This is a genomic window from Rhizobium leguminosarum (assembly GCF_002953715.1).
Taxonomy (GTDB): Bacteria; Pseudomonadota; Alphaproteobacteria; order Rhizobiales; family Rhizobiaceae; genus Rhizobium; species Rhizobium leguminosarum_V.
This window is the reverse complement of record NZ_CP025014.1, coordinates 199586-217170: the sequence shown is the minus strand read 5'-3', so window position 1 is coordinate 217170 and position 17585 is coordinate 199586. Positions and strand designations below refer to the sequence as shown.

Sequence of the window (17585 nt, the reverse complement as noted above, 5' to 3'; positions counted from 1 at the left end):
TCAGCGCCGGGGCCGCTCGTGATCGGTCAATGCGTCAGGTCGAGCGCGGCTGTGAGGTCACCCATTGGCGGCCGGTCGTTATTGCGCAGCGCCTTGTCGCGGGCGAGGATGCCGGGCAATACCGGCAGATCGTAGCGCGCGGTGATGAAGCGGATGATCGACGTCGTGTCGTACTGGGTATGATCGACCATGCCGCCCTTGGCGAAGGGCGAGATGATGAAGGCCGGAATACGGTTGCCCGGACCCCAGCGGTCGGCCTTCGGCGGCGCGACATGATCCCAGAAGCCGCCATTCTCGTCATAGGTGACGATCACGAGCATATGGCCCCATTGCGGGCTCTTCTCGAGGTGGGAAACGATATCGGCAAGATGCTGGTCGCCGCTCGAAACATCGGCATAACCGCCATGTTCGTTGAGGTTGCCCTGCGGCTTGTAGAAGGAAACTGCCGGCAGCTTGCCGTCGTCGATATCCTTGAGGAAGGCTTCGCCGCCAAGGCCGCCATCCTTCAGATGATCCGCACGCGCCGGGGTGCCAGGCGCGAAATTGGCGAAATAGTTGAACGGCTGGTGATGGAACTGAAAGTTCGGCACCGGGGTGGCATTCTTGCCATCAAGGGCTGCCTGCCAGGCACCGCTATACCAGGCCCAGCTGATGCCCTTCAGCGACAGCAGGTCGCCGATGGTGATTTCATGCTGCGGCGGCAGCGTCGTAGCGGCGGAGGGATCGGCATAGGCCGCATCGCCGTCCTTGGCCGGCGGATTGGCGCTCGGCTGGTAGGGCGGCTGCATGGTGTTGACGGCGTAGAAGTCGGGGGTCAGCGTGCCGTCGGAGACGAATTTCGGTGCGCCCTCCAGCGCCGACTTCGGGGCATTCTCCGCCACGGTCAGCGACGTGCCGTCCGCATCCACCTTGGCGATCGTGGGCTTGGCCGGGCTCTTGTCGGCATCCGGATAATAGGGCGCGCAGGCGCAGATCAACGCGAAATGGTTGAGGAAGGAACCGCCAAAGGCGCCCTGGAAGAAGTTGTCGGCCATGACGTATTTCTTGGCGACCTGCCACATCGGCAGGATGGAGCCATCGTAATGGCCCATGACCAGGCTGCCAGAATCGGCCCAGGCGACGAACTTGTCGTTCTTGCCGCCGTCGATCTGCATCTGCTCCTGGTAGAAGCGATGCCAGAGGTCGCGGGTGATGACCGAAGGCGCCTCTGCGAAGCCCTTCGGATCGTCGATCGCGAAGGTGGCGTTGGCGAGATGGGCCGACTGCGCCTCGGTGACGGCAGGCGTCACGCCCTTGGCGGTAAGGCCGCCCCAGGCCGGCGGCAGTTCGGACAGCGGCTGGCCGTCGCGGTCGAGCTGGCGGGCGCGATCGGCGGTCGCGTTCAAGAGCCCATCGGCGCCGGGAAAGCTGCCATAGAGATTATCGAAGCTGCGGTTTTCGGCATAGATGACGACGACATTGTCGATCTTGTCGTAACCGGCCGGCGCCGCATGGGCTGCCACCGCAAACGGCACGATGGCCGATCCGGCGAGACAGATCGAATGGAGGAGTTTCAGTCTTTTCACGGGGGTACCTCATGGCTAGGGGGCGTTGGCTAGAGGGAGCGGAGAACGCTCGGGGGCACGTCGACGCTATTCCGGCCGTCTATCAACTTTGTGACATCAGGGGTTGCCGTGATGCCGCAGGAGGATAGCCGTCATCAATTTGTTGCAGCGAGGTTCGATCATGGAGGAAACCAGTACTAACTTATTGGAATCCTTATCATGACGACGAAGATCATCTGGCTTGTGCGCTCCGGCCTGGCCGTCAGCATGGGTGCCGTGGCGCTTGGTCTTGCCATTCTTCCCCTGCGGCAAAGCAGCGCGGCGACCGCCGCCGGCGTTCATCCCGGACCGATGTCGCGCGCTGAGGCCTTCGCCCGGGCCGAAACGCTCACCGCACTTGGCCGCAAGATATTCTCAGATCCCTCCCTGTCGGCCTCGGGCCTCCAGGCCTGCGCGTCCTGCCATGATCCGGCTCACGCCTTCGGCCCGGCATCGGCGACGCCGGTCGAAATGGGCGGCCAGCATATGGACCAGCCGGGGCTGCGTGCCGTGCCGACACTGCGCTACCTGCAGGCCGTGCCATCCTTCACCGAGCATTATTACGATTCCGAGGACGAGGGCGACGAGAGCGTCGACAATGGCCCGACGGGTGGCCTGACCTGGGACGGCCGGGTCGATCACGGCGCCGATCAGGCAAAAATCCCGCTGCTCTCGCCCTTCGAGATGGGCAACAAGGATGCGGCCGTGGTGGTGGCGAAGCTGCGAAAGGCCGCCTATGCCGACGACATCAAGGCGGCATTCGGCGAGACGGTGTTCGACAATCCTGAGGATGCCTTCGATGCCGCCGCCGAGGCGCTTGCCACCTTCGAACAGAGCGGCCCGGATTTCTATCCCTATTCCAGCCGCTACGACGCCTTTCTCGCCGGCAAGGCAACGCTGACGGCGCAGGAGCTGCGCGGACGACAGCTGTTCGAGGATCCGGCCAAGGGCAACTGTTCGAGCTGTCATCTGAGCGAACCCGCCAATGACGGCGAGCCGCCGCAATTTTCCGATTTCGGCTTCCTCGGGCTCGCCGCACCGCGCAACATGGCGATCCCGGCCAACAACGATCCGAACTATCATGATCTCGGCCTTTGCGGCCCTCAGCGCACCGATTTTGCCGGACGCAGCGAATATTGCGGTCTGTTCCGCACCCCGACGCTGCGCAATGTCGCACTGAAGCAGAGCTTCTTCCACAACGGCTATTTCCACTCGCTGCGCGACGTCGTCTCCTTCTATGCGACGCGCGACAGCGATCCCGGCCGTTGGTATCCGAAAAATTCAGATGGCACGGTTCGGAAATATGACGACCTGCCACAAGCCTATTGGGATAATCTCAACCAGGATCCGCCCTTCGGCGACAAGCCCGCCCTCACCGATCCCGAGATCGACGACATCGTCGCCTTTCTCGGAACCCTGACCGATGCGGACCTGCAGCCTGAGGCGACTGGGCATTAGGACGCCTGGAATTTTAAGAAATACCCAGGACCAATGACGTCTTTCTCAACAATAACAATCAAACCCGTCGAAGCATTCCCACTTGATGTATCATAATTTCCGATATACATCATTTCATCGGAAATGGTGGGGGAATGATGGAACGCTCGTTTTTAACGATCGCCGCCGGCGAGAATAATGATGCGATACGCGCGCTTTCGGCGCCGGCGCGGCTGGAGATGCTCAAGCTGCTTTGCGCCAAAGGACCGATGAATATCAACGATATCGCGCGTGCCCTTTCCCTGCCCCAATCCACCGTCGCCACCGGGATCCAGATCCTGGAAGACGCCCGGCTGGTGGATTCCCAACTGACGAAGGCCCGCAAGGGAAACCAGAAGATCTGCTCTGCGATCTACAGCGAAATTCTGATCAGCTTTGAGGAAAGTGCCGCCCAAAGGGCCAACAATATTATCGAAGTCGAGATGCCGGTCGGGCTCTACACCAGTTGTGACGTCCATGCGCCGTGCGGTCTTTGCTCCACCGAGAGCGTCATCGGCCCGCTCGATGTGCCCGACTATTTCCTCGATCCGCAGCGCATGCAGGCCGGGCTCGTCTGGTTCGGTAGAGGCTATGTGGAATATAAATTCCCCAACAACGCCAAGGTGTTGAACAAGGATATCCGCGCCATCGAGTTTTCGCTGGAGCTGTCGTCGGAAGTGCCCGGCACCAATCCCGACTGGCCGTCTGATATAACCCTCTGGGTCAATGGAATGGCGATCGGAACCTGGACGTCGCCCGGCGACTATGGCGACAAGCGCGGCGCCTTCACGCCGGCATGGTGGAAGCTCGAAGGCTCGCAATATGGTATGATGAAGACTTGGCGCATCTCCACGCGCGGAACCTTCATCGACGGTGTCGCCGCCTCGAATGTCACGCTCAGCGACCTCGCGCTTACGCAGCATTCCTCCATCCGGCTTCGTGTCGGCATCGCGGAGAATGCCGGCCATACCGGTGGCGTCAATATTTTCGGCCGCGGCTTCGGAAATCACGGACGCGATATCATCATGCGGCTACATGTCTGAAAAATCAAAATCGGAAATCTTGATTTAAATATCACGCTTCTTTCCAGTTTTGATGACCGATAAAATGCGTCAAGCAACTGGAACAAAACAATTTTTCCCACAATCCACATTAGTATGATTAAAAACGCAACTCGGTTGACAGAACGACATTCCTGATATCAAGTTAGAGGCAAGAAAACAAAAATTCTGATATATAAACGGGAGGATCCGTTGAAGACGAACGTCGTTGTCCACCGCGATTTCCGCATCGCGACCATTGACTCCAGGCTCTACAGTTCATTTCTCGAGCATCTCGGCAGGGCGATCTACGGGGGCATCTATGAGCCCGGACATCCGACCGCCGATGAGGACGGATTCCGGCAGGATGTCCTCGATCTGGTGCGTGAGCTCGACACCCCATACTGCCGCTATCCCGGTGGCAATTTCGTTTCGGCCTATAATTGGGAAGACGGCGTCGGGCCCCGTGCTGAACGCCCGGTTCGCCTCGACCTTGCCTGGCGCACCCGCGAAGCCAACCAGATCGGCGTGAATGAATTCGTCGACTGGTGCAAGAAGGCGAATACCAAGCCGATGCTTGCCGTCAATCTCGGATCACGCGGCCTCGATGCCGCCCGCAATTTCCTGGAATATTGCAATCATCCTGGCGGCACCTACTGGTCGGATCTGCGTCGCAAGCACGGCTGGTCCAATCCGCACGATGTCAAATTGTGGTGCCTCGGCAACGAGATGGATGGTCCCTGGCAGGTCGGCCACAAGTCGGCCTATGAATATGGCCGGCTGGCGGACGAGACGGCGAAGGCCATGCGCGGCTTCGACAAGTCGCTTGAACTCGTGGTCTGCGGCTCGTCCAATTCCGACATGAAGACCTATCCCGAGTGGGAGGCCCAGGTCCTCGAGCAGTGCTATGACAGCGCCGACCATATCTCGCTGCATATGTATTTTGCCAACCGCGAGAAAAACACGCTCAACTATCTCGCCCGCGCGACGAAGCTCGATCGCTACATCACCACTATCGGCGGCGTGATCGACTATATCAAGGCGAAAAAACGCTCGAAGAAGACGATCGGCATTTCCTTCGACGAATGGAATGTGTGGTATCATTCCAACCAGCAGGACAAGGAGATCCTGGCGCGCGACGAGTGGCCGGATGCGCCGCATCTGCTGGAAGACATCTATAATTTCGAGGACGTGCTGCAGGTCGGCGGCATCCTCAATACCTTCATCCGTCGCTCCGACCGCGTGCGCATCGCCTGCATCGCGCAGCTCGTCAACGTCATCGCCCCGATCATGACCGAGGACGGCGGTGCGGCCTGGCGCCAGACCATCTATTACCCGTTCTATTACGCTTCCAGATATGGCCGCGGCTCGGCCCTGCAGCTGGTCGTCGATGGCCCGACCTATGACAGCGACGAGGAGAACGACGTTCCCTATCTCGACGTATCGGCAGTCCATTCCGAGGATGGCAAGACGCTGACCTTCTTTGCCGTCAACCGCCATCCGAGCACGGCGCTCGATCTCGACGTGCGGCTGGAAGGCTTCGGAAATGCCCGGGTGGTCGAGCAGGTGGAGATGACCCACGGTGATCTGGAAGCCGTCAATACGGCAGCGCGGCCGAAGACGGTCGTTCCGGTCAATGTCGAGAGTGGAAAGATCGAGGACGGACGGTTGCGGGCGGCGCTGAAACCGTTCTCCTACAACGTCATCCGGCTGTCGGTATGACAGCCGCCGCCGGGTAAGCCCATTTGGGCGTCCCTGGCTGAGGATATTCGGCTCGCTGCGAGGAGGCAGGGAGCCGGAGAGATGGTTCACTGAGGTCCCGGACCTGACTGTTCAAGTCCTGACGCCTCTGCGAACCGACAACCGCGACGTGCCCATGCGTGCCCTTGCGGCCGCCGTATCGTCGCTTTCTAGGGAGGAGTTCATGCAACAGTGGAAGAGGCTCGCATTTGGCGTCGCGCTGGCCGCACTCGGCCTGACAGCGACGGCCAATGCCGATGACTACACCTCCTTGCCGCGCAAGGAGACGCTCATCGTCGAAAATCCGGAAGGGACGATCAAGAATCCCGGCTGGTTCAACATCTGGGTCAATGGCGGCGGCGGCGTTTCGACCGGCCTGCAGCAGCTGACCATGGATACGCTCTGGTATATCGACCCCGAACAAGGGCTTGGCGGCGCGACCTGGGACAATTCGCTGGCTGCCGACAAGCCGCAATATAATGCCGACTTCACCGAGATGACCGTGAAACTGCGCAAGGGGCTCTTCTGGAGCGATGGCGTGGAGTTCACGGCAGACGACGTGGTCTATACCGTCAAGACGCAGATGGATCACCCCGGCATGGTCTGGAGTGCTGCTTTCTCGGTGCAGGTGGCAAGCGTCGAGGCGACCGATTCTTCGACGGTGGTGTTCAAGCTGAAGAAGCCCAATTCGCGCTTCCACGCCATCTTCACCGTTCGCTGGAACGGCGCCTGGATCATGCCAAAGCATGTCTTCGAGAAAGTCGAAGATCCGCTTCGTTATGATTTCGCCAATCCCGTTTCGCTCGGCGCCTACAAGCTCAAGGCATTCGACCCCCAGGGCAAGTGGTATACCTGGGAGAAGCGCGACGACTGGCAGCGCACCTCGCTTGCCCGCTTCGGCGAGCCGGCCCCGAAATACGTGACCTATGCCGATCCCGGCCCGCCGGATAAACGTACCATCGCTCAGCTCGAGCACAATCTCGATATCATTCACGACAACACGCCCGAGGGCATGTTCACGCTGAAGGAAAAATCCAAGACGATCGAGACCTGGTTCCCGGGTTTTCCCTTCGCCCATCCGGACCCGACGCTTCCGGCCGTGATCTTCAACACCCAGAATCCGCCCTTCGACAACGCCGATGTACGCTGGGCGCTTGCCCTGCTGATCGACATCAAGGCGGTTGATATGGCGAGCTATCGCGGGGCAGCGACGCTTTCGGCGCTCGGCGTGCCGCCGACGGCGGCCACGATGAAGGACTATCAGGCGCCGATGCAGGATTGGCTGAAGAATTTCGAGATCGATACCGGCAAGAGCAAGATCAAGCCTTATGACCCGACGGTCGGGCAACAGATCGCCGATATCCTGCGCAAGCAGCCGAAGTTCAAGGACCAGATCCCGACCGACCCGGAGGCAATCAGCGGTGCCTTCGGCTATGGCTGGTGGAAACCGGATCCGAAGGCTGCCGGCGAACTACTGGAGAAGGCAGGCTTCAAGAAATCCGGCGGCAAATGGCTGACCCCTGATGGACAGCCCTTCAAGATCCGGATGACGGTGGAAGGCGACACACGCTCGGTCTTCACCCGCGCCGGGACGCTGATCGCACAGCAATGGGCCGCATTCGGCATCGACGCCAAAGCCGTGCCGGCCGCGAAACTGTGGCAGGTGGCGCTCCAGCCCGGTGATTTCCAGGTAGCGATTGCCTGGAGCGTCGAGACCTGGGGCGGCGATCCCGATCTGTCGTTCTTCCTAGATAGCTGGCATTCGCAGTTCGTGGCCAAGAAGGGTGACAATCAACCGCCGCGCAACTGGCAGCGCTGGAGCAATCCGGAGCTCGACAAGATCATCGAAAGCATCCGCGGCATCAGCGCCGACGATCCCAAGGGCGTCGAGCTCGGCAAGGATTATCTGAAGCTGGTCGCCCGCGAAATGCCGACGATCCCGCTGATGTCGTATAACGTCTTCACCTCGATGGATACGACCTATTGGACCGGTTATCCGACGATATCAGACCCCTATACCGACCCAGTGCCGAATTGGGCCAACTCCAGGCTGATGATGGTCAAGCTGAAGCCGGCACAACCGAAATAATCCTCCCAACGCCGGCGCGAGTGTTGCGCGCCGGCCCCCTAATCGACGGGCATGTGGCATGTCCGTCGATCCTTTCCACTTGATGAAGGGAACCAGAGAGGAACCACCGCCCTATGACGTCCTATCTGCTCTTTGTGCTGAAGCGGTTCGGTCAGTTTCTGCTCGTCGTATTTCTTGGCGTGACGATAACATTCTTCGTCACCCACCTGACCCCGATCGATCCGGTCGAAGAAAGCATAGGCGCCATCACCCAGATGGGGCAGTCCGATCCGAATGCGATCGAACTGATGCGCCAGTCGCTTCGCGAGCTTTACGGCATGGAGGGTTCGATCTGGCAGCAATACCTGCATTTCTGGCTTCGGCTTGCGACCGGTGATCTCGGTCCCTCGCTATCGGCATTTCCCACCCCCGTTTCCACCATCATCCTGCGGTCCCTGCCCTGGACCATCGGTCTGATGACGGTGTCGACCCTGATCACCTTCGTGCTCGGCAATGCGATCGGCGCACTCGCCGGTTATTACCGCAAGGACATGGTGCTGAAGGCCGTCAGCCTCGTCTTCATCGCCCTGCTTCCTATTCCCTATTACATTCTGGCCTTCGTGCTTCTGATTGTCTTCGGCTATCTCTGGCCGGTGCTGCCGATCAATGGCGGCTACGAGATGAACGCCAATCTCGACCTCTCCTTTGCCCTGGTCTTCGATATCCTGAAACACTCGATCCTGCCGGCCTTGTCGCTGATCATGGTCGGCGCCGGCAGCTGGCTGATCGGGATGCGCGCGCTCGTTTCCAACATCATCACCGAGGATTACGTCGTCTTCGCCGAGCTTGGCGGCGTTCCGAAGCGAAAGATCCTGCGCTCCTACATCGCCCGCAATGCCATGGTGCCGCAGTTCACCGGGCTTGCCATGTCGCTCGGCGCGATCTTCAACGGCACGGTCATCACGGAAATCGTCTTCGGCTATCCGGGCATCGGAAACCTGCTGATCGAAGCAGTGCATGCCGGCGACTACAGTCTGGTGCTCGGCCTCAGCGCATTGTCGATCGTCGGCGTTGCCGCCGCCGTCTTCATCATCGACATTCTGAGCCCGCTGATCGACCCGCGCATCAAGGTGGAATAGAGCATGTTTACGATCGTCCGCGACCTCGCGCGCCAGAATATGGAATTCCTCTGCGGCCTGCTGCTCTTTGCCGTCATCGTCGCATTGATAGTGGTGTCCTATTTCTCGCCTTACGGCGCGACCGACATCTATCTTCTGCCGCCTGACATGCCGCCGGATGGCGAATATTGGCTCGGCACGACGTCGCGCGGCCAGGACGTTTTCTGGCAGCTGACGACCGCGCTTCGCAACACCCTGTTTTTCGGCATCGGCGTCGCCTTCATTTCACGCATCATCTCGCTGGTCGTCGGCCTCGTCGCCGGTTATGCCGGCGGCGCGGTCGACCGGGTGTTGATGGCCATCAACGACAGCGTCATGGTCATCCCGCAATTTCCGCTGCTGATCCTGTTCTATTTCGTGCTGAAGGATAGCATGACCTGGACAGCGCTGATCCTCATCATGGCTGCGCTCGGCTGGTCTTATGACGCACGCCTCATCCGCTCGGTGGCGATCAGCCTGAAGACGAGATCCTTCACCACCCAGAGCGTCTATTCCGGCATGAGCATGCGCAAGATCCTCGTCGAGGAGCACCTGCCCTATGTTCTGCCGATCGTCTTTGCCACCACGATGAACAACATGATCTGGTCGATCGGCATGGAGATCACCCTGTCTGTGCTCGGCTTTACCGATATCGAGACGCCGACCATGGGCATGATGATCTATTGGGCCAATGCGCATTCGGCGCTGATCTCAGGCATATGGTGGTGGGTGGCCGCCCCCGTCGCCGTCATCGTCGTCCTCTTCCTGGCGCTCTTCCTGCTGTCCATGTCGATGAACGAATACAATGACCCGCGCAGCCGGCTGAACCGGATGGGAAGTTAGTATGGATCCTTTGGTCGAAATTGAGAATCTGAAAGCCTATTACCGTGCCTTCCTCTACGGCGTCGATCGCGAGGTGCGCGCCGTCGACGATATCAGCCTGACCATCGCCCGCGGTGAGGTCTATGGCGTTGCCGGTGAATCGAGCAGCGGCAAGACGACCTTGATCAAGACCATCGCCGGCGCGATCCGGCCGCCGCTGAGGGTCGTGTCGGGAAAAGTGACATTCCATTTCGACGGCGGCACCCAGGATATCTACGCGATGAAGCCGGAGGATCGGCTGGCGCTGCGATGGAAGCATCTGTCCTATATCATGCAGGGTTCGATGAATGTGCTCAATCCGGTGCGCCGGATCCGTCATTCCTTCACCGATTTCGCCTTTCGCCACATGAAGGTCAGCGGCCCGGTCTTTCTCGAAAGGGTCGCCACCCATCTGCAGCGGCTGAAGCTCGATCCGCATCTGCTCGACGCCTATCCCCACGAGCTCTCTGGCGGCATGCGCCAGCGCATGACCATTGCGCTTGCCACCATCCTGACACCCGAATTCATCATCGCCGACGAACCGACGACCGCGCTCGACGTGATCGTTCAGCGCGACGTGCTGTCGATGATCCGCGAAATCCAGCGCGAGATGGGCTCGTCCTTCCTGTTCGTCACCCATGACATGGGGGTTCACGCGACGGTCTCCGACCGCATCGGCATCGTCTATGCCGGGCGTCTTGTCGAGGAAGCGCCGACCGCCAAACTCTTCAACATGCCGCTCCACCCCTATACGCAGCATCTCGTCGGCAGCCTGCCGCGCATCGGCGATGCGACGGCCCGCCCTTCGCTGGAGGGGCGCCCGCCAAACCTCGCCATGCCGCCGGAAGGCTGCCGGTTTCACCCGCGCTGTCCAAAGCGCATGGAGATTTGCTCGCAGAAGGTTCCGCCGCTCGTCACCGTCGAGCCGCAGCGGCGCGTGGCGTGTTTTGCCGTTACGGGAGATCAGGTTTGAGCGCTCTTCTTAGCCTCTCGCATGTCACGAAAGTCTACCGGCAGGGCGGCATGCTCGGCCGGCGGCTGATCACGGCGGTCAAGGACGTCAGCTTCGAATTGGGAGCGGAGCCGGAGATCCTGTCGATCGTCGGCGAATCCGGCTCGGGAAAATCGACGATCGCGGCAATGATCCTCGGCCAGACCGAACCAACGGAAGGCGAGCTTCAATTCAGCGGCAGGACCGTCGCCATCCACAGCCGATCCGAACGCACGGCTTTCATGAAAGAGGTCCAGCCGGTTCTGCAGAACCCCTTCGAAGCCTTCAATCCGCTGAAACGTGTCGATCGTTATCTCTTCGAGACCGCCCGCAATTTTTCGTTCTCGGGAAAACGGCCGGATCGAGAGCAGGCGGAGAAGATGGCGGATGCCGCCCTGGTCCATGTCGGCCTGACCCTTGAAGAGGTGAAAGGCCGGTTTCCTCACGAATTGTCGGGCGGCCAGCTTCAGCGCGTCGCCATCGCCCGGGCGCTGATCCCGCAACCCCGCCTGCTGGTGGCTGATGAACCGGTATCCATGGTCGACGCATCGCTGCGCATGGCCATCGTCAACCTCTTTGGCCGCCTGAAAAACGAGCTCGGTCTTTCCATTGTCTACATCACCCACGACCTCGCCACCGCCTATTACATCAGCGACAACATCATCATCATGCGCAAAGGCGAAATCGTCGAGCGGGGACAGGCGCGGGCGGTGTTGGATGATCCGCAGCATCCCTATTCGCGGGCGCTGAAGGATGCGGTGCTGGCCGCCGATTTCAGCCCAGCGACCTAGAGCCTTTCCTGGTCAGCTTGAAGCATTCTGTTGGCTCAAACGGAGTCGGATGGTCGACCGGCCGGCGCGCGTCGTAGCCCAGCTCTACGGTCAAGCCGGCCGGTCGATCAGCCGGCCCGTTTCAGCCAACCCGAAGGGCCGGGCATCTTTGCGCCAGGGCAGAGGCGATCGGCTCGGACGTACCAAGAGGTATGCCCTTCGCCAATCGCCTCTGCCCTGACGAAACCTGCTCCGGCAGAATGCTGCAAGCTGACCAGGAAAGGCTCTAAGCGCTGCAACGAACAGGCAGCTTTCCTTTATGAGGGTTGGCAGGTTTAGCGTTGCCTTAAAGAAACTGTGCAAGGATGAGGGCCTGTCATCCACGCCGGCAACCTGATGAAGTTTCGAAGAAATCTCGCTCGCTCCGTAATAAGCCATACCAGCGCATTTGCTCCCGCAATATTTGCGGCCATTATTGCTGCAATCGTCGTCTGGGTCGCAACGAACTGGCGGATCGAGCGATCGCTGGCCGATGAACGCTCGATCGTTGCCAGCGAGCTTGCCACCATATCCTCCCGGCTTCAGACCAACCTCAACAGCAATGTCAAGCTGCTGCAGGGGCTGGCGGCCGGCATCGCAGTCAATCCAGAGATGGGCCAAAACGGATTTTCCAAACTTGCCGCTCAGATCCTGCAGCCCGATTCACAATTGCGAAGCTTCGCCGCTGCGCCCGACATGGTGGTCAGGTGGGTTTATCCGGAGAAAGGAAACGAAAAGGCTATCGGACTCGACTACCGAACCAATGAGAAGCAACGGGCTGCCGCGATGCTGGCGCGCAACACGCACAATATCGTACTCACAGGCCCGGTGGAGCTTGTCCAAGGTGGAACCGCGTTTGTGGTCAGGTGCCCAGTCTACATCAATGACGGAACAAGCCAGACTTTTTGGGGCCTGCTTTCGGGAATAATAGACATACCAAAGCTTTACCAGGAAAGTGGCCTTGGTTCGACCGAGCTTGAGATCGCCATCAGCACCGTACCGGACCCGAATTCGCCCAAAGAGGTTTTTTTCGGCAGCCTGGCAACCTTTTCCAGGAAACCGGTCCAGACATCCGTTGATATGGTTTATGGCCGATGGACCCTCGCCGCACTGCCAAAGCAGGGATGGGGCCAAAATAGCGGGATCGGCACTTTTGAGTTCTACGCAAGCCTGTTGGCATTATGTGTCGTTGCGCCGATTGTCTGGATCGGTTTTCTGACCAAATCACGCCAAAGAACGATCGAAAAGCTTCGCCTTCACAAGAAAAAGCTCGTTCGAGCACGACAGAGACTGGAGTACCTGTCATTGCATGACGCATTGACGGGGCTTCCCAATCGACGATTTGTCGACCAGATGATCTCGCAACCGCCGAGACCTCGTCCAGAGGATTGTCTGATACTCGTTCATATCGACCTGGATCGATTTAAAGAGATCAACGACACCAAAGGGCATGCCGGCGGTGACGCGGTCTTGCAAGCAACGGCTTCGCGCCTTGCCGATTTGGCTGGTCCAAACGACGTAGCGGCTCGGATCGGTGGCGATGAGTTCATCTTCGCCAGCTGGAGTGCCAATCCGGAGCCGAAGGCAAACGCATTGGCCCGGCAAATTGTCGATACGCTCGATCAACCCGTCTTCATTGAGGGTGCGGCCTGTGTTGTCGGTGCAAGCGTCGGGGTCGCCTGGGAGACTGAAGGTGCTCTCGGGCAGGACCTCGGCCAATTGCTTCTCAATGCCGATTTGGCTCTGTACGAGGCGAAGAAGGCGGGCCGCGGCCGCGCGGCGGTTTTTACAGAAGAGCTTCGCAGCGCCGCGATCCATTCGAAAGAACTGGCGGACGAATTCACGCATGCGCTCGATCGCGATGAACTGGTTGCATTCTTCCAACCTCAGTTCAACGCAAACACATTGGATATTGCCGGCGTCGAGACACTTGCCCGTTGGGATCACCCGCAAAAAGGTCTGCTCGCTCCGAACAGATTTCTTGACGTCGCCGAAAAGCTGGGGCGCACCGGCGACATGGATAGGCTGATTCTGCAAAAGGCCCTGTTCGAGCTGACAAGATGGGATAGCTTGGGAATGCAAATTCCACGTGTCTCGGTCAACATTTCAGCGCGTCGACTGGCGCAGGCAAATCTGCTTGCCGAGCTGTCCGAGCTTCCCATCGCGAAGGGTCGCCTGTGTTTCGAGCTGCTTGAGACAATCTCCTTCAATGATCTTCAACCTGTTCTCAAGGAGATCATACCAGCCGTCAAAAAGCTTGGCATCGAAATCGAGATCGATGACTTCGGCACCGAACATGCCAGTATCGTCAGTTTGCTTCGATTTGAGCCGCGACGCCTTAAGATCGATCGCGAAATTATCAAGCCGATTATCGCGTCTCCATCTCAGCGCCGTCTGGTCTCCTCCATCATCGAAATCGGCCGATCACAGAACATCGACATCGTTGCAGAGGGCGTGGAGACAATGGAGCATGCGAAGATCCTGAAAGATCTCGGTTGCCATATATTGCAAGGTTACGCTCTGGCACGACCAATGACCTCGGAGCAGTTGATTGAATTTTGCCGTATGAAGGACAAAGGAATGACAGAGGCAGGCCGATAGCCAAACCCTGTGTTCGGCGCCCGCAATTTAACATGGTCGGTCTTTTCGCCTAAATCGAGACTGGTATTCGCGTTGCGTAATTCGCAACCTTTGGCGGATGCCTGCGAAATTATGACGCCTAAAACAACACTTCTTTGACGCTGCTTTGACGGTAGGACGCTACGACCGGTTTGCGAAGTTACGCAGAGGGATTTCAGCCGGTTATGCTTCAGTTCGATTATCGCAAAAGCATCGATCTTCCTTTCGGAATCCCGATTTCCCTTCCCGGTTGCTTGCCAGGCGCCGCAGGTATGGCAGACTGGTCTCTGGATGCCAGGTCTTCGACCTGCCAAACGAGCGCATCGGAGGCAACGGGGGCGGGGCCGGTGGATCGCATGAACAAGGAGCACGATCCGTTACGGATGTTCCTGCTCGGGCCTTTTGCCCTTGTGGATGCTGAAGGGCGGTCGGTTACTCCGAAATCCAAAAAAGCCCAGGCTCTTCTGGCGATGCTTGCACTGTCGGCCCGGGGCTCGCGCTCGAGAATCTGGCTTCGGGACAAGTTGTGGAGTGACCGCTCCGACGACCAGGCGGCAGCCAGTCTGCGCCAGGCCCTTTTGGACATTCATAAGACTCTGGGGCCTGCACGTGATCTCCTGATTGCGGATAAGAATACCGTTTGGCTGGATATGGACCGGCTCGTTCTTGATACCGAACTGGTGGTTCGGACAAAGCGGTCCGCGGATCAAATCACCGACGAGTTGCTCGAAGGTATAGACATCCGCGATCCAGAATTCGAGGACTGGTTAACGCTCGAACGGCAGAACTGGTATAGCCGGCTCAATGTAGGACAAGTCCACGACGTCTTCGAGCCGCGACCGCAGCCGAGCCGCGATATCGCCAAACATTCCGCCCTGCTACCTCTGACGGGTGCCCCGGATGTGCCAAGACAAGGCAAAGCCGCGGGAATCGGCGGCAGCAACCCATATCGGCGGCCGGCAGACGGTGACTGGCAATGGGTCATGGTCCTTCAGCCCCCTATCGTGGTGGGTGTTGGAGAGGGCGGACAAATTGCCGCGACACGCTTCCAGAATCTCATTGCAAAAGCCATCACCGATGGGCTGGCCATTGGCGTCAGCGACCTCTCCTTCACCTTGCCAGATATTGAAGAGAGCGAACAGCGGATCAGCCTTCCGATATGCCTACAGCTTCGCCTCACGTTTGACGGCGACATGGTGATGGTCGAACTGGTGATGAAGCACCTGATCAACAACCGTATTCATTGGCTGAGCAGTCAGGCAATCAACCGCACGCAATTCGAGCGAGGCGAGTTCGGCACCACCGCTGCGCTGATCAGCCAGGCCGTCGATCAGCTGGCCTATTTCCTGGAGACCCAGGCAAACGACAGTCGATTGTCGCAAGACGGCCTCCTGATCGACGCCGTCAATGCGATCTTTCGCCTGTCGCGTAGCGATCTGGATAATGCGGAGCGGCGCCTGGAAGAACAGATCCAGTATCAGCCGCGGTCATCGACTTTTGCCTGGCTGTCATTCATCCGGACTTTCCAGGTTGGCCAACGCTTCAACGCGCTTGACGCGCATCTGATCGACGAAGCTCAGGCATATGCGCGCAAAGCGCTGGAACTCGATCCACAGAATTCCGTATCGCTCGCGCTCGTCGGCCACGTCCATTCGTTCCTGTTCGGCGAATATGACTATGCGGCCAACCTGTTCGAAAAATCGATCCGCCTGAATCCGGCGCTGCCGCTCAGTTGGGACCTCTACGCGATGCTGCACTGCTATGCAGGCCAGCCCGACAAGGCGGTGGCCATGGCGCGTTGGGTACAAGAGCTCGGCGTCTACAGCCCGCATAAATATTACTTCGATACGACCAAATGCATTGCGGCAGCGCTTGCGGGCGATCATGCCGCAGCCATAGCTGCAGGCGAAGAAGCCCTGCGGGCGCGGCCGAACTTCAACAGTCTGCTGCGCTATCTTGCCTCCAGTCACGCCCATTCCAACAATCTCGGCGGCGCGCGGCATTACCTGCAGCGTCTTGAGGCGGTCGAGGGCGGCTTCTCCATCAACGCCTTCCGCGGCAGCGGCTATCCGCTACTCGACACAGGCGGCGGCCAGATCTTGATCGACGGCCTGCTCAAGGCCGGCGCCAAGCTGCGCTGAACTCCGGACAAATCTTCACATCATCGCGCAAGGAGGTTCCAATGGAAGCGGACACTACTGAGGAATCGCAATCGAAAATTGTTTTATTTCTAAACAGTTATAAATTCAGGATTGAGCCGGATACGGTCCTTCCATGCGAACCCAGGGACAATGCCGGTGCTGATCCTCTCGCCGGTGCATCACCGGCTGCACCTGATGCAGCCCCCGAAGCTGTGCTTTTCCTCGGCACGGATGACGATGGATCGCCCCTGCCCGGGCCCATGATGGCGACGATGGCCGTAGCCTCGGTCCTCAACAAGAGCGTCGCAAACAAGTCGGTGCTCAACAAGGCGTCGCTGAACAAAAACAAGAACAAAAATAAGAACAAGAACAAGAACAAGTCGACGATGGACGGCGGCAGCCTCGGCGTGTCGCAGCTTATTCCCTCCTTCGAGCTGCGCAGGCTGCACCAGCAGCCGTCACGCAACGCCTATACCGCGGCGCGGCGCTTCACCTGGGAAATGCTGGATATACTTCCGCCGCCCGGCCCGGATTATACCCGCCTCGAAACGACGGTGCTGCTCTCTATGCAACGCCGCGACCGCGAACGTGTGCGACGCCTGCCCGATATCCAGATCGAGTCGACGATCTCCGTGGGGGAATTCACCCGCGCATTGCATATCGAGGATCTCGGCGGTTTCGAGCAGACGGAAGGACTTTTCCAGGCGATCCTGACGGCCTGCGAATATGTCGGGCTGATCTACAAGAGTCAGTTCAACCGGCTGCGGCCAAACCAGTTCGAGCCGATGCTGCGGCCGCTGCTGGCCGTGCCGGTCCACGAGTCCTATCCCAGCAACCATTCGTTCCAGTGCTTTTCGATCGCCTTCGCGTTCTCGACGATCCTGCCGGAACATCCGGCCACCGACGAGCTTGCCCGCATCGCCCAGAACGTCGCCGAAAATCGCGAATGGGCTGGTCTCCACTATCCGAGCGATACGCAGGCAGGGCGAGATCTCGCCCGGCGTTTCGCTCCCTACCTCCACGACGCGTTCGGTCCTCTGTTCCAGGCCGTACACGACGAATGGGTCTGAAATCGCCAGTTGCACAACAGGGATCATGAA

12 protein-coding genes are annotated in these 17585 nt (G+C 59.2%); 11 read left to right on the top strand and 1 reads right to left on the bottom strand.

Going from position 1 to position 17585, the window contains the following annotated elements; all coding sequences use genetic code 11:
• Positions 1-26: 26 nt before the first annotated feature.
• Positions 27-1565 (bottom strand): acid phosphatase, encoded by a 1539-nt coding sequence (locus CUJ84_RS30560; RefSeq protein WP_105009370.1) that lies wholly within the window; start codon positions 1563-1565, stop codon positions 27-29.
• A gap of 198 nt (positions 1566-1763) precedes the next feature.
• On the opposite strand from CUJ84_RS30560, the gene CUJ84_RS30555 reads away from it, so the two are divergent.
• The 11 genes from CUJ84_RS30555 to CUJ84_RS30495 all read left to right on the top strand — a co-directional run bounded on the left by CUJ84_RS30555 (position 1764) and on the right by CUJ84_RS30495 (position 17555).
• The gene (locus CUJ84_RS30555) at positions 1764-3041 is read left to right on the top strand and encodes a cytochrome-c peroxidase (protein ID WP_105009369.1); all 1278 of its coding nucleotides are present in this window, start codon (positions 1764-1766) and stop codon (positions 3039-3041) included.
• A 134-nt stretch (positions 3042-3175) separates the two neighbouring features.
• Positions 3176-4102 carry an ArsR/SmtB family transcription factor gene (locus CUJ84_RS30550; RefSeq protein WP_171598072.1) on the top strand — a complete coding sequence of 309 codons (927 nt, stop codon included), beginning with the start codon at positions 3176-3178 and terminating at the stop codon, positions 4100-4102.
• Positions 4103-4312: 210 nt separating this feature from the next.
• Positions 4313-5821 carry an alpha-N-arabinofuranosidase gene (locus tag CUJ84_RS30545; RefSeq protein WP_105009368.1) on the top strand — a complete coding sequence of 503 codons (1509 nt, stop codon included), beginning with the start codon at positions 4313-4315 and terminating at the stop codon, positions 5819-5821.
• A gap of 202 nt (positions 5822-6023) precedes the next feature.
• Complete coding sequence (locus CUJ84_RS30540; RefSeq protein ID WP_105009367.1) at positions 6024-7928, top strand: ABC transporter substrate-binding protein; 1905 nt, start codon at positions 6024-6026, stop codon at positions 7926-7928.
• A gap of 113 nt (positions 7929-8041) precedes the next feature.
• Positions 8042-9046: an ABC transporter permease gene (locus CUJ84_RS30535; protein WP_027687864.1), complete on the top strand. Its 1005-nt coding sequence runs from the start codon at positions 8042-8044 to the stop codon at positions 9044-9046.
• Between the two features lie 3 nt (positions 9047-9049).
• Positions 9050-9907, top strand: a complete 858-nt coding sequence (locus tag CUJ84_RS30530; RefSeq protein ID WP_003554066.1) for an ABC transporter permease — start codon at positions 9050-9052, stop codon at positions 9905-9907.
• Between the two features lies 1 nt (position 9908).
• On the top strand, positions 9909-10898 hold the full coding sequence (locus CUJ84_RS30525) for an ABC transporter ATP-binding protein (RefSeq protein ID WP_003548893.1): 990 nt from the start codon (positions 9909-9911) through the stop codon (positions 10896-10898).
• On the top strand, positions 10895-11707 hold the full coding sequence (locus CUJ84_RS30520; RefSeq protein WP_105009366.1) for an ABC transporter ATP-binding protein: 813 nt from the start codon (positions 10895-10897) through the stop codon (positions 11705-11707). The genes CUJ84_RS30525 and CUJ84_RS30520 overlap by 4 nt, the downstream gene beginning before the upstream one ends.
• A 375-nt stretch (positions 11708-12082) precedes the next feature.
• Positions 12083-14326: a bifunctional diguanylate cyclase/phosphodiesterase gene (locus tag CUJ84_RS30505; RefSeq protein ID WP_105009365.1), complete on the top strand. Its 2244-nt coding sequence runs from the start codon at positions 12083-12085 to the stop codon at positions 14324-14326.
• 203 nt (positions 14327-14529) lie between these two features.
• Positions 14530-16485, top strand: coding sequence for an SARP family transcriptional regulator (locus CUJ84_RS30500; protein WP_105009364.1), 1956 nt, complete (start codon positions 14530-14532; stop codon positions 16483-16485).
• Positions 16486-16526: 41 nt separating this feature from the next.
• Entirely contained in the window at positions 16527-17555 is a 1029-nt protein-coding gene (locus CUJ84_RS30495) for a phosphatase PAP2 family protein (RefSeq protein WP_105009363.1), read from the top strand.
• Positions 17556-17585 lie beyond the last annotated feature (30 nt).